Source organism: Streptomyces changanensis (genome assembly GCF_024600715.1).
GTDB classification, from domain to species: Bacteria; Actinomycetota; Actinomycetes; order Streptomycetales; family Streptomycetaceae; genus Streptomyces; species Streptomyces changanensis.
In genome coordinates this window covers 225,608-238,667 of record NZ_CP102332.1, presented here as the reverse complement: position 1 = coordinate 238,667, position 13,060 = coordinate 225,608, and the positions used below count along the sequence as shown (strand labels likewise).

The 13,060-nt window shown below is 74.7% G+C and carries 15 protein-coding genes; 11 read left to right on the top strand and 4 right to left on the bottom strand.

The window, feature by feature from the left end:
* Positions 1-84 precede the first annotated feature (84 nt).
* From NRO40_RS01055 to NRO40_RS01045, 3 genes are all read right to left on the bottom strand, one after another.
* Positions 85-1,272, bottom strand: a complete 1,188-nt coding sequence (locus tag NRO40_RS01055) for a GDSL-type esterase/lipase family protein (RefSeq protein WP_058940777.1) — start codon at positions 1,270-1,272, stop codon at positions 85-87.
* Between the two features lie 244 nt (positions 1,273-1,516).
* Positions 1,517-2,086, bottom strand: coding sequence for a TetR/AcrR family transcriptional regulator (locus tag NRO40_RS01050; protein ID WP_058940778.1), 570 nt, complete (start codon positions 2,084-2,086; stop codon positions 1,517-1,519).
* Positions 2,087-2,427: 341 nt separating this feature from the next.
* Entirely contained in the window at positions 2,428-2,910 is a 483-nt protein-coding gene (locus tag NRO40_RS01045) for a VanZ family protein (RefSeq protein WP_408056968.1), read from the bottom strand.
* Positions 2,911-3,754: 844 nt separating this feature from the next.
* Between NRO40_RS01045 and NRO40_RS01040 the strand changes: the two genes are divergently transcribed.
* The 3 genes from NRO40_RS01040 (at position 3,755) to NRO40_RS01030 (ending at position 7,000) form a co-directional block, all read left to right on the top strand.
* Positions 3,755-5,104 (top strand): hemolysin family protein, encoded by a 1,350-nt coding sequence (locus NRO40_RS01040; RefSeq protein ID WP_058940780.1) that lies wholly within the window; start codon positions 3,755-3,757, stop codon positions 5,102-5,104.
* The gene (locus tag NRO40_RS01035) at positions 5,101-6,123 is read left to right on the top strand and encodes a hemolysin family protein (RefSeq protein WP_058940781.1); all 1,023 of its coding nucleotides are present in this window, start codon (positions 5,101-5,103) and stop codon (positions 6,121-6,123) included. Before NRO40_RS01040 ends, NRO40_RS01035 begins: the two co-directional genes overlap by 4 nt.
* Before the next feature lie 193 nt (positions 6,124-6,316).
* Complete coding sequence (locus NRO40_RS01030) at positions 6,317-7,000, top strand: adenosylcobinamide amidohydrolase (protein ID WP_058940782.1); 684 nt, start codon at positions 6,317-6,319, stop codon at positions 6,998-7,000.
* Between the two features lie 72 nt (positions 7,001-7,072).
* On the opposite strand, the gene NRO40_RS01025 is transcribed toward NRO40_RS01030, so the two are convergent.
* Positions 7,073-7,222: a hypothetical protein gene (locus NRO40_RS01025; protein ID WP_157901788.1), complete on the bottom strand. Its 150-nt coding sequence runs from the start codon at positions 7,220-7,222 to the stop codon at positions 7,073-7,075.
* Positions 7,223-7,389: 167 nt separating this feature from the next.
* Between NRO40_RS01025 and NRO40_RS01020 the strand changes: the two genes are divergently transcribed.
* From NRO40_RS01020 to NRO40_RS00985, 8 genes are all read left to right on the top strand, one after another.
* Positions 7,390-7,896: a GNAT family N-acetyltransferase gene (locus tag NRO40_RS01020; RefSeq protein WP_058940783.1), complete on the top strand. Its 507-nt coding sequence runs from the start codon at positions 7,390-7,392 to the stop codon at positions 7,894-7,896.
* Positions 7,897-8,103: 207 nt separating this feature from the next.
* On the top strand, positions 8,104-8,649 hold the full coding sequence (locus NRO40_RS01015; RefSeq protein ID WP_058940784.1) for a cytochrome b: 546 nt from the start codon (positions 8,104-8,106) through the stop codon (positions 8,647-8,649).
* Between the two features lie 340 nt (positions 8,650-8,989).
* The gene (locus NRO40_RS01010; protein ID WP_058940785.1) at positions 8,990-9,340 is read left to right on the top strand and encodes a tetratricopeptide repeat protein; all 351 of its coding nucleotides are present in this window, start codon (positions 8,990-8,992) and stop codon (positions 9,338-9,340) included.
* Between the two features lie 140 nt (positions 9,341-9,480).
* Complete coding sequence (locus NRO40_RS01005; protein ID WP_058940810.1) at positions 9,481-9,984, top strand: metallophosphoesterase family protein; 504 nt, start codon at positions 9,481-9,483, stop codon at positions 9,982-9,984.
* Between the two features lie 97 nt (positions 9,985-10,081).
* Entirely contained in the window at positions 10,082-10,747 is a 666-nt protein-coding gene (locus NRO40_RS01000) for a helix-turn-helix domain-containing protein (protein WP_058940786.1), read from the top strand.
* Positions 10,737-10,880: a DUF6126 family protein gene (locus NRO40_RS00995; RefSeq protein WP_198549267.1), complete on the top strand. Its 144-nt coding sequence runs from the start codon at positions 10,737-10,739 to the stop codon at positions 10,878-10,880. Before NRO40_RS01000 ends, NRO40_RS00995 begins: the two co-directional genes overlap by 11 nt.
* A 346-nt stretch (positions 10,881-11,226) precedes the next feature.
* Positions 11,227-12,030, top strand: a complete 804-nt coding sequence (locus tag NRO40_RS00990; RefSeq protein ID WP_058940787.1) for a pectate lyase — start codon at positions 11,227-11,229, stop codon at positions 12,028-12,030.
* Between the two features lie 400 nt (positions 12,031-12,430).
* Complete coding sequence (locus NRO40_RS00985) at positions 12,431-13,006, top strand: GNAT family N-acetyltransferase (protein WP_058940788.1); 576 nt, start codon at positions 12,431-12,433, stop codon at positions 13,004-13,006.
* Positions 13,007-13,060 lie beyond the last annotated feature (54 nt).

The window sequence follows — 13,060 nt, the reverse complement described above, 5'->3', positions numbered from 1 at the left end:
CCCGGGCGCCGGCGGCTCGACGTCCGCCGGCGCCCGGGCGGGCTCGTCACCGTCCGAGGCGGTGGGGTGGGGCAGGGGGTCGGGTCAGAGCGTGGGGCAGAGGGCGAAGGGGCCGTCGGGGGCGAAGGCGAGGGCGGCGAAGCGTTCGCCGATGCGGCGGTGGCTCGCGGCGTCGGGGTGGAGTTCGTCGGGCAGCGGCAGTTCGGAGTAGTCCGCCGCGCCGTACAGGGCCTGGCCGTCGAGGAAGTGCAGGTGCGGGTCGTCGGCCGCGCGGCGCTCCGCGATGCGGGCCAGTTCCTCGCGGATGACGCGCAAGGTCAGCTTGCCGTTCGCGCGCTCGGCGGGGTCACCGGTCGCGCGGAACCGCAGCCGGCCGGTGGCGAGCGCCGCGGTGTCGAAGGCGGCCGGTCCGGGGGTGTCCTCGTGGATGGGGCAGTGGAGCGGGGAGACGACCAGCAGGGGAGTGGTGGGGTGGCCGTCGCGGAGGGTGTCGAGGAAGCCGTGGACGGCCGGGGTGAAGGCGCGCAGCCGCATCACGTCGGTGTTGACGAGGTTGATGCCGATCTTGACGCTGATCAGGTCGGCGGGGGTGTCCCGCATGGCGCGGGCGGTGAAGGGGTCGAGGAGGGCACTGCCGCCGAGACCCAGGTTGACCAGTTCGACGCCGCCGAGCGCGGCGGCGACCGCCGGCCAGGTGGCGGTGGGGCTGCCCGCGTCGGACCCGTGGCTGATGGAGCTGCCGTGGTGCAGCCACACCCTGCGGCCGTGGTCGGGCACGGGCTCGACGGGCGCGTCGGTGCGCAGGGCGATCAGCTCGGTGGTCTCGTTGTGCGGCAGCCACAGCTCGACGTGCTTGTCGCCCCCGCCGAGCCCCGCGAAGCGGACGGTGGCGATCGGCCCCGCCCGGTGCTCGGCGGTACCGGCGACCATGTCGATGGTGAGGGTGTCGCCGCCGCTCGCGCCGGCCTGGCCGGTCAGACGGCCGTCGACGACCAGGTCGTAGACGCCGTCCGGGCGGGGCGGGGCGCCCGCGTACACCCGCTTGGTGGGGAGCGTGTCCAACTCGACGACGGTGGCCCGGGTGCGGAACACCAGGCGGACGCCGGAGGGCTGCGACTCCGCCATGGCCAGCTGCCCGTCGTCGCTCTGGGCGCGGGCCCGTGCGGGCAGCCGGTGCGGCAGGACGCCACGCTCGGTGCGCTCCAGGTCCAGGGCACCGCGCAGGAGGTCGGCGGTGAGGGGTGTGGTGATCCAGCGGTGGTCGGAGTTCATCGTCCCTGCTTGTGGGTCGAGGGGTACCGTACGGGTCCCGGCCGGCCCGGGAGGGCGTGCCGCCGGCGGTGCGGGCGGGGGAGCGGGAGCCGTCGGTGGCGGGGTCTTGGGCGCTGCGGGCCGCAGGCGGTGCGGGTCGCCCCGGGAGGGCGTGCCGCCGGCGGTGCGGGTCGCGGAGACGGCGGACCGCCGGTGGTGCGGTTCCTGGGAGCGGCGGGCCCGTCGGACCGGTGCGGCGGGCGGGTCAGGGCGCGGGCCAGTCGCGCAGCAGCGCGTCGAGCGCGTCGAGGATCCGGGCCCACGTCTCGTCGGTGTCCGGGGCGCTGTGGCTGAAGCCGCCGCCCAGCTCCAGGCTGACGTAGCCGTGGAAGACGCTGCCCAGGAGCCGGACGGCGTGCGTCCGGTCGGGTTCGGCGAGGTCGTAGCCGCGAAGGAGGGCCCGGGTCATCGAGGCGTGCCGCACACCGGCGCTGGTGGCCGCGGTCCCCGGGTCCAGGGGCGTCCGGGTGGCCGCGTACCGCCCGGGGTGCTCGCGCGCGTAGTCGCGGTAGACGTTCGCCAGCGCGACCAGGGCGTCCTTGCCGGCCCGGCCGGCCAAGGCGTCCGCCGCGCGGTCGGCGAGCTCCTCCAGCGCGAGGAGCGCGATCCGGGTCTTCAGGTCCTGTGAGCTCTTCACGTGGGAGTACAGGCTCGCCACGCGCACGTCGAAGCGCCGCGCGAGCGCCGAGACCGTGACCTGCGCGAACCCGACCTCGTCGGCGAGCTCGGCGCCCGCGCGGGTGAGCCGCTCGACGGTCAGCCCTGCCCGTCCCATCGGGCCCACCTCCCTGCCGTGCCTGAAGTCATCATGCATGTGCCTAAAGCCTTTAGGCAAATGCCATGTCCGTCTCGGCCGGTCCGGGCCGGTCCCATCCGGTCACGCCGTCGGTGGCCTTCGCCTTCTGTGTCGGCGCGCCAAGCGACGGGCCGGCCGGCGCGCGTCCTGCCCGCATCGACCGACACCTCACGCGGGCGTACGGCCCGGGCGGCACCGGCGGGACCGGGACCGCCGCCGTCCCGCTCCCGGAACGAACGGAGGCCCGGCCGCGGGTGTCGACACCCGCGGCCGGGCCGGGCCCAGCGCCACCGCGTACGCGCCGGCATTCCGGACGGACGTCAAGCGACCGGGTGCTTGCGGAACCGGTGCCACCAGTGCCGCCGCCGGGGATGGACGGCACGGCCGAGCCTGCGGCCGAGGAGCGCGTACCCCAGCAGGGCACCCGAGCTGTTGAGGATCACGTCGTCGACGTCGAAAGCGCGCCCCGTCACCAGGGCGCCCTGCACCAGCTCGACGAGCGTCATCACGACCGCCGTCACGAACACCACCCGCAGCAGTCCCCGCGTGCGGGGCGCCAGGACGGGGAGCAGCAGCCCGAAGGGCACACCCAGGGCTATGTTGCCGCCGATCTGCTTCACCGTGTCGCGGAAGGCGGGCTGCGACAGGTACTGGTTGATGGAGTCGCCCGGACGCAGGTTGCTGTGCGTCAGCTGCTCGGAGGCGATGGACGGTTCCAGCGTCAGTCGCGCCAGGACCACGGCGAATACCACCATGCCCGCGAAGGCCAGCAGCATGGCCAGGACCCGGCTGCTCCGCGACAACCGGGGACCGGGGGCCGGCGCGCCGTCCTCCGGTCCACGCCCCCCACCCGCTCCGTACTTCTCGTACCCCTCCCGTCCTTCGGGCCCTTCTCGCCCGTCGTAGTCCCGATGACCTTCGTGTTCGTGCGCGGCGGTACTCCGCCGGACTGTCCACGGCATGGCCGAACAGCCCCCCTTCTTGAGACCGGACCTCCAGGACGCCCGGTTACCCCGGCCCTTGTCGCGTACGCCCCACGCGACCGGCGTCGCGGCCGGACCGCGTCCCGTGCGAGGCGACGGGCCCGGGCGTCCGGAAGTGGCCCACGAGGAACAGGCCGAATCGCCCGGCGTACCCGTGCCACCGGATCCATGAGCCCGTCCGCCCGGGCGGACGGCCCACCGACGCCCCTCCCACGGCCCCCTCCCGCCCCCTGCCCACCCGCCACGCCGAAGCGGAGACCCCGACGACCGACCGGGTGCCGCGAGGAGCGCCGGCCCGGCGGAGTGCCGAGTCCGCCGAGCGGTTCCACAGTGCGTCGACAGCCCTCGTGCGGCGCGCGGAACCGGAGTCCTCCGGCCGCCGGTCCGCGCGTGGCGCCCGCGTCCTGCGCGGGTGCGGGAAGAACACCGCGGGTGTCCGCGTTCCGTACACGGGTACGGAGCGGCGGGGGAGGACTTCACAGGTCATTTGCCCCTCCTTTACCCTTGGTGGAGGGGATCACCTGGCATCCCCGGAGGATCACGCGTGGCCGCCCGGGGCGGCCCGCCCAGCGAGAAGGAGCAGCAGACCCGCAATGGGTGAACCTCCCAGTACCAGCCGTGCCGCGTTCCGCCCGCTCGAGGCCGAGGGACGGGAGGTGGCACGGTGACCGAAGTGCTCCTGCTGCTCCTGGCCCTCGCGCTCACCCTCGCCTGTGCGGTGTTCGTCGCGGCCGAGTTCTCCCTCACCACGGTCGAGCGCGGCGAGCTGGAGCGCGCCGCCGAGGCCGGTGAGCGCGGCGCCGGCAGTGCCCTGGCCGCCGCCAAGCGCCTCACCTTCCAGCTCTCCGGCGCGCAGCTCGGCATCACGGTGACCTCCCTCGTCATCGGTATGCTCGCCGAGCCCGCCGTCGCCACCCTGCTGCGCGGCCCCCTCCTGGCCGCGGGGCTGCCCGAGGGGGCCGTCTCCACCGTCGCGACCCTGCTGGGCGTCGCCGCCTCCACGGTCGTCCTGATGGTCGTCGGCGAGCTCGTACCGAAGAACTGGGCGATCTCCCGCCCGCTCGCCGTGGCCAAGGTGGTCGCCGCACCGCAGCGCGGCTTCACCGCCGCCTTCGGCCCGCTGATCCACCACCTCAACGACACCGCCAACCACCTCGTGCGCCGTTTCGGGCTGGAGCCGGCCGAGGAACTGGCCTCCGCCCGCACCCCCGAGGAACTGGTCGCGCTCGCCCGACACTCCGCCCGCGAAGGGGCGATCGAGGCCGACGCGGCCGAGCTGTTCGTCCGCACCCTGCACCTCGGCGACCTGACCGCCGAGAACGTCATGACGCCCCGCGTCGACGTGAAGGCCCTGGAGGTCCACGCGACCGCCGCCGACGCCGCGAACCTCACCCTCGCCACCGGCCTGTCCCGCTTCCCGGTCTACCGCGACACCCTCGACGAGGTCGTCGGCACCGTCCACATCAGGGACGTCCTGGCCCTCGACGAGGACAAGCGCCGCCTCGTCACCGTCGCCGACCTGGCCACCGAGCCGCTGCTCGTCCCGCACTCCCTGCCGGTCGACCGGCTGCTCGGCCGTCTGCGTCGGGCCCGCACCATGGCCGTCGTCATCGACGAGTACGGCGGCACGGCCGGCGTCGCCACCGTCGAGGACATCGTCGAGGAGGTCGTCGGCGAGGTACGCGACGAACACGACCCGCACGAGACGCCCGACCTCGTCGAGACGGAACCCGCCGCCGACGGGCGCCGCGTCTGGCGCGCCGACGGCAGTGTCCGCGTCGACCAGCTCGCCGAGATCGACTTCACCGCCCCCGACGGCCCGTACGAGACACTGGCCGGCCTCATCGCCACCCGCCTGGAGCGCATTCCCGCCGTGACCGACCGCCTGGACATCGACGGCTGGCGACTCGACGTGCTGCACGTCGAACACCACCGCGCCGACCGCGTCCTGCTCACCGCGCCCGCCCCGACGGCCGCGCATGCCACCGCCACGGGCCGCGAGGTGTCCCGATGACCGCCGTCCAGCTCCTCATCGGCGCGTTCACCCTCGTCACCAACGCGTTCTTCGTCGGCGCCGAGTTCGCCCTGATCTCGGTGCGGCGCAGCCAGATCGAGCCGGCCGCCCTCAAGGGCGACCGCCGCGCGAAGAGCACCCTGTGGGGCCTGGAGCACCTGTCGGCGGCGATGGCCACCGCCCAGCTCGGCATCACCGTCTCCTCGCTGGTGCTCGGCGCCGTCGCCGAACCGGCCATCGCCCACCTGCTGGAACCGCCGTTCCACGCCGTCGGGGTGCCCGAGGGGCTGATCCACCCCATCGCCTTCGTCATCGCCCTGACCCTGGCGACGTACCTGCACATGCTCGTCGGCGAGATGATCCCGAAGAACATCGCGCTGGCCGCCCCGGCGCCCACCGCCCTGCTCCTCGGCCCGCCGCTCGTCGCCCTCACCCGCGCCCTGCGCCCGGTCGTCTTCGGCATCAACGCCCTCGCCAACGCCATTCTGCGGCTGATGAAGGTCGAGCCGAAGGGCGAGGTGACGGCCGTCTTCACCGACGACGAACTGGTCCGTCTGGTCAAGGACTCCAGTGAGGCCGGCCTCCTGGAGCCCGAGGACGGCGACCGCCTGCGCGACGCCCTCGAACTGGGCACCCGCCCGGCCGGCGAGGTCATGGTCCCCCTCAACCGCATGGTGACCGTCGACCACGGCGTCACCCCGCAGGAACTGGAGCGGACCGCAGCCCTGCACGGCTACTCCCGCCTGCCGGTCACCGGCCCCGGCGGGACCCTGCTCGGGTACCTCCACATCAAGGACGCCCTCGGCGTCGCCGACCGGACGAAGCCGTTCCCGCGCGGCGCCCTGCACCCCATGACGAAGGTCGCCCTCGACACCCCGCTGGACGACACCATGACGGCCATGCGTGCCGCCGGCACCCACCTGGCGGCGGTCACCGGCAACAAGGGAACCGTCATCGGCTTCGTCACCATGGAGGACGTCCTGGAGGAGCTCGTCGGACCCGCCCCGACGACCGACTGACGGCCCCGTTCGAGCGCCGGCGCCCGCGAGGCGTCCGGCCGGTCGGCCTCAGAGGCCGCCCGGCCGGACGGTGCTCGCCGGCAGGGCCGCCTCCCCGGCCGGGCGGTGTTCGCCGGTTGGGCGGATCCTTCCGTGCCGGGCGAGCCTCTCCGGCCGGGCGGGCCTCTCCGGCCACCGCCTAGGATGTCGGCACGTGACCGCCCTGCTCCCGTCGCCCCGCATCGCTCCCACCCGCCACCTCGCCGTCCGGCGGCTGACCCGCACGGAGGAGGGGGAGCGGCTGCACGGTCTGCTGTGGGACGCCGGCCCGGGCTGGCGCATGGTGAGCAGCGCGGTGCTCGGCGGCGGGCTCGGCGAGCGCGGCTGGGTGCTCAACGCCCAGGTCGCCCACGGCTACCGGCGCACCGACCCCGACCGGCACCTCGCCGAGCTGGCCGCCGGCGCGGGGGCCCCGGGAGCGGGGGTGGGGCTGATGACGGCGGCCGACGTGTCGTCGTACGCCCACGCGTACGACGGCGGGGCCGAGGCCCTCGCCACCGCGGGCGTCGAAGTCCGCGGCTGGGCCGCCGCCCCCGACCGGGGCCCCACTGTCCCGGCCGGGCCCGGCACGATCAACATCATCGCCGTCCTGCCGGTGACGCTCACCGACGCCGCCCTGGTCAACGCCGTTGCGACGGCGACGGAAGCCAAGGTCCAGGCCCTGCTGGACCGCGGGTACGACTGCTCCGGCACGCCCACCGACGCGGTGTGCGTCGCCGCCCGCTCCCCCCTGCCCGGCGACCGGCCCCACGCCTTCGCCGGGCCGCGCTCCGAGTGGGGCGCCCGCCTCGCGCGCGCCGTCCACCGGGCCGTCCACGACGCGACGCCCACGCCGTAGGGCCCGCCGGAAGGGAGCCGCCCGGCAGGCGGTGCTCCTCTCCGACGGGCCCCAGGGCGCCCGTGCTGTCGCTCAGCGGTGGCGCGCCAGACTCCGCGGCCTGCCGCCCGCGGCGCGCAGCGTGGACGAGCCGGGCTTGCGGTGCCTGGCGGTCTGCGTCGGAACGGCCACGAGGGCGAGGGCCAGCACGAGGGGCGTCACGAGAAGCAGAAGGGTGGTCATCACGTGTCTCCTTCTGGTCGGCTTCCTCGACGCCTGACCGCATGTCGCGGGTGGCAAACCCCACCGCGCCGTTCGGTCGTCCCGTTGTCCCCGTACGCCGGACCCGGGCGCGGGTGGACGCGGAAAGGACTCGCGGGCCCCGCACCCCGGTTCGTACCCTCGTCCTTGTGATCGATTGCGGGCGGGTGGACGGGCGGGGACGGCGGATCTCCCTGCACGAGGTGCACGACGAGAACTGGCGGGCCGTCGCGGACGTCGCCCCCCTGGACGGCCAGCGCCGCTTCGTCGCCGCGCTCGCCGCCCGCTACCTGCTGCTGTCGGCGCGCGAACAGGTCTGGCACTCGCTGGCTGTCTGCGCCGACGGGACCGTGACCGGACACGTCATGTGGGGCCGCGACGAGGACGGCTCCCACTGGATCGGCGGCATGGTCGTCGACGGCGCGGAGCAGGGCAGAGGCGTGGGCCGGGCCGCCCTGCTCACGCTCATGGCCTGGCTCGCCGGTGCGGACGGCTGCCGGGAGCTCCGCCTCGCGTACCACCCGGAGAACACCGCGGCCCACCACCTGTACACCTCGGTCGGTTTCCGGCCGACGGGCGAGACGGAGGGCGACGAGGTGGTGGCCGCCGTACCCGCGGAGACGGCGCTCGCCGTGGCGCGCGAACCCTCCGACTGACACCCCGCCCGCCACCCGCCGGGGTACCGCCCACCTCCGCCCCGCCGTCCGCCGGAGTACCGCCCGACCGGCCTCTCGCAGCACGCGGCGCCCTGCTGCGGCGAACCGGTGTCGTGGACTCACCGACCGCTCCGGCTCTCCCCGGGGCCACCGGCCGGGCACGCGGCCCCGCAGGACGGCGCCCAGGGGCCGCCGCACACTGGGACCATGAGCGGCAGCGCCGGGTACCGGCCCCTCACCAAGGTCCTGCACTGGAGCGTGGCGGTCGCGTTCGCCGCGCAGTTCGCGGTGGGGTACCTCCTCGACGCCGACGGGCCGGGGCGGGGGCGCGGCCGGGGCCGGGGCCGGGGCGACGACCCGGGGCGCGGACGCGGCCGGGGCGGCGAGGACCGCGGCTACGAGGTCCTCGGCGACGATCCGCTCCTGACGGCGCACGTCCTGCTCGGCGCGACGATCGTCGTCCTCGGCGCCGTGAGGCTGGCCCGGCGCCGCATGACGCCGCTGCCGCCGTGGGCGCCGACGCTCTCCGCCGCCGAACGCCGCCTGGCCCACCACACCGAGACCGCGTTGTACTGGCTGACCTTCGTCGTACCCGCCACCGGACTCGCCCTGCTGGCCGCGGACGACGATGCCGTCCTCCCGGTACACGTCGCCGCCCAGGCGGCGTTCTTCGCGGCCCTCGCCCTCCATGTGGGCCTGGTGCTGAAGCATCAGCTCGTCGACCGCGACGGCCTTCTCCGCCGCATGCTCTGACCCGCGCCGCGCCGCAGGCGGTGACGGCGGCGGCCAGTTCCGCGTCCTCGCCGACTCGGACGTCACCTCACGGACGGAGCTCGCGTACCACTGACCGGCCCACCGCACGTCACCCGCCACACCCATACGCCACGCCCATACGCCACGCCCATACGCCACACGCCGGCCGCCGGTGGCCGGTTACCGCGCGCCGGTCGGCCGGTCGCCGGTGGCCGGTGGCCGGAACAATCCCCGCAGCAGCCGGGTTGGAGTGGACCTGACGGCACGCCGCCCGAGGACGGGGGGGCGGCGCGGCCCGTGGCCGACCGGCCGGCAGGTGCGAGAACGGGAGAAGAGGGACATGGACGCGACGACGGCCTACACCAGCAGCACCTGGGGCACCGCGGCCGAGCGCTGGGAGCGGGCGGGGCGGTTCTTCGCCGCCAAGGACTACCTGACGGCGGCCGGCCTCCTCGACGGCCTCGTGCGCGAGTTCCCCGAGCAGGACGCCGCCCGGTTGCTGCTGGCCCGCTCCTACTACCACTCCGCCCGGCTGGGCCGGGCGGAGGCCGAACTGCGCGCCCTGCTCGACCGCGACCCGGCGGACGCCTACGCGCACCTGCTCCTCGGCCGCACGCTCGAGCGCCAGGGGAGGGCGGCCGAGGCGGGGCCGTACCTGCGGATCGCCGAGCTGTGGGGCGTGACCGCCTGACGGCCCCGTCCAGCCCGACGGCCGGCCCCGCCCGCGGCGCTCCGCGGGCGGGGCCGGCGGGCGGAGGCGGCACGCCCCGGACCGGACCGGTGCCGAGCGGGCCGCCGCGCACCTCCCGCCGACCGGCTACCGTCGACCGGGTGGAACTGCTGCTGATGTCCGACACGCACGTCCCGGCGCGGGCGAAGTCCCTGCCCGTCGAACTCCTCGACCTCGTGCCCCGCGTCGACGTGGTGGTCCACGCCGGGGACTGGATCGACACCCCGACGCTCGACCTCCTGGAGGAGCGCGCCCGGCGGCTCGTCGGCGTGTACGGCAACAACGACGGGCCGCCCCTGAGGGCGCGGTTGCCGGAGGTCGCCTACGCCGACCTGGGCGGGGTGCGGTTCGCCGTGGTGCACGAGACCGGTCCGGCACAGGGGCGGGAGCGGCGCTGCGCCGAGCGCTACCCCGACGTGGACGTGCTCGTCTTCGGGCACAGCCACATCCCGTGGGACTCCACGGCGGGCGACCGCCTGCGGCTGCTCAACCCGGGCTCGCCGACCGACCGGCGGCGCCAGCCGTTCTGCACCTACATGACGGCGCGGGTCGCGGACGGACGCCTGGACGACGTACGGCTCCACCGCCTGCCCCGGGCGCGGTGAAGGGGCGGGCCGGGAGGCAGGCGCGGCGCCGCCGGGAAGTTTTTGCCTCTGAGGCAACTTCTTTGCCTCTGGGGCACGAACGTGGCTCAATGGGCACATGGGACAAGAAGCAGCCGGTGCGGGCGTGGAACTGTCCGGCGTCGCGCCGAGGCTGCGTGACCTGCGGCGGCGAGCCGGCCTCACCCTGGAGGCGGCGGCCAGACGACTGCAGATGTCGCCGGCCCACCTGTCCCGGCTCGAGACCGGGCAGCGGCAACCGTCGCTGCCCCTGCTGCTGACCCTGGCCAGGAGTTACGGCACCACGGTATCCGACCTCCTCGGCGAGACGGCACCCGAGCGGGAACCCGTCATCCGCGAGGGCAGCGTGGAGCCGGTGGAGGTGGACGGCTGGGTGTACTGGCAGGCCGGCGGGCCGCAGCGGGCCATGCAGGCACTGCGGGTGCACGTCCCGCCGAGCGGTCCTCAGAACGAGCTCGTCCGCTCGCACCCGGGCGAGGAGTGGCTGTACGTGCTGCGGGGCCGCCTGCGGTTGTTCCTCGGCGGGGTGGAACACCACCTGGCGGCGGGGGACTCCGCCCACTACGACAGCCTCACTCCCCACCGGCTCGGCGCCATGTCGCCCGGCGGCGCCGACCTCCTCTTCGTCCACACGCTGCTGCAGAGCCACACCGGCGACCTCTGCCTGGGCGGCGCCGACCGTCCGTTCCCCGGTGCCGCGCCGCGGCACACCAACCCCTTCGAAGGTGGCACCCATGCCTCGTGAAGACACCGGCGTCGAACGCGGAGACGGCCGTTTCCCCCGTGGACTGGTCCTCCGGCTGTTCGCGTACATCGTGGCCGGCCATCTGTTCTCCGGATTCCTGTACCTGCTGTTCACCCTGGGCGGCGACAAGTAGCCCCCGCCGACTCCCGCGTGCCCGTGTCACGCCACGGGGCGCCCTTCTCAAGGGGGCGTCCCGTCCGTCGTCGTTCACGGGTTTCTGTGCGGAGCGTTGACGGGAAAGCGCTTGCACTCTACCTTCCGTTCAGAAATGTGATTCCCCCACGGGTTGCGTGGCGGGTGGGTGGGGTCGTGTGCCTGGGTGTACGTGGTGGGAGATGTCCCGCCGTGGCCCTCGCGGTGCGGCTCTCCTGCAGGAGTGCTTTGCCTGGTGAACGCCGTTCACAAACATGAACGCCGTTTCGGTGAGCGCCGCACCCCCTCCGCCCGTCGCGACGCACCACGACAGAAGGAGTCGGACCATGAGGTCTGCGGCACGGCCGCGCCGACACGGGCGCGTACTGACGGGAGCCACCGCCACACTCACGCTCAGTATTGGCATGCTCATGACTGGCGGGTCGTCCTCGGCGAGCGCTGCTACCTGGCCGACGCCCAACGGAAGCCAGGCGGTGGCCTCCACCATCTCCCTGTCCGGCACCAAGGACTACGGGATGAAGCGCCTCTACGGCACGGGGGACCTCGGCTCGGGGAGCCAGGACGAGGGCCAGGGACCGATCCTCCAGCTGGCTGCGGGCACTGTCCTGAAGAACGTCGTCATCGGCTCGCCCGCCGCCGACGGCATCCACTGCCTCGGGAGCTGCACCCTGCAGAACGTCTGGTGGGAGGACGTCGGCGAGGACGCCGCCACCTTCCGCGGCACCTCCGCCTCCAGCGTGTACACGATCAACGGCGGTGGCGCGAAGGAGGCCGGCGACAAGGTGTTCCAGTTCAACGGCGCCGGCACGCTCAACGTGTCGAACTTCGCCGTCAAGAACTTCGGCACCTTCGTCCGCTCCTGCGGCAACTGCAAGACGCAGCACAAGCGGACGATCAACCTCGACACCATCGAGGTGAGCTGGAAGGGCAGCAGGATCGTCGGCATCAACACCAACTACGGCGACTCCGCGACCCTCCGGAACATCACCGTGGTCGGTGACACAGACAGGAAGATCGTCCCCTGCCAGAAGTACATCGGCAACAACACCGGCAAGGAGCCGACCACCAACGGCAGCGGTCCCGACGGCACCCACTGCCGGTACGCCGCCTCGGACATCACCTACCGGTAGCCACCCGCCCCGCCGCTCGCCGCCCGCCCGGACCGGCCCGCCGTCCGGGCGGGCGGCTGGACGCCGACGGACCCGGGCGCGCCCGGGAGGCCGCCCCGGTCCGGCTCCGGTCCGGCCGCCCCGGCCCGGCTCCCCGGGCGGGGACCCGCTGGGTACGGCCGCCCCGGTCCGGCTCCCCGGTCCGGCTCCGGTCCGGCTCCCCGGCTCCCCGGCCCGGCTCCCCGGGCGGGGACCCGCCGGGTGCGGCTGCCGCGCCCGGTGCCGGGATCCCGGGCGCGGCAGCCGGCGCGCGCCCCGTACGCCCCGTTCGCACGCGCAGACCCGCGACGCCGTCGGGTGGGCCGTCGGACAGGGAGTGGAAACCGTTGCCGTCCCGGGCCGGCCGTACGATCATCCTCGGATGGACCTCCCCCCGGAAGTGATCGAGCTCGACGACCTCACCCTGCGCGCCTTCGACGGCGGGGCGGACCTCCCGGAGCTGTTCCGGGTCATCGAGGAGTCGCTGGAGCACCTGCGCCCCTGGATGCCCTGGGTCGCCGAGCACAGCCGGGCGAGGACCGCCGGTTTCCTGGCGGACCGCGCCGCGTGCTGGGCAAGCGGCGAGGAGTACACCTACGCCGTGGTGCTGGACGGCGCCCTCGTCGGCGCCGCCACGCTGCTGCGGCACGACGACACCCCGGACGACACCCGCGAGATCGGCTACTGGCTGCACCCCGCCGCCACCGGTCGCGGCGTGGCCACCCGGGCCGCGCGCGCCCTGACCGAGCAGGCCCTCCGTCTGCCCGGCGTCGACCACGTCGAGATCGTCCACGCGCCGGCCAACACCGCCAGCGGCGCCGTACCGGTCCGCCTCGGCTTCACCGAACGGCCCCGCCGCCCCGCGGAGAGCCTCGCCCCCGGGGAGACCGGCGAGGTGCGCGTCTGGCGGCTGTCCCGCGACCGGGCCGGGTCGGCGGTGGCCGCGGACACCCGATGACCCCACGGCCGCGGCCGTGCCGCCCGGCGAACGGGGCTGCCCGTGGCCGGGCGG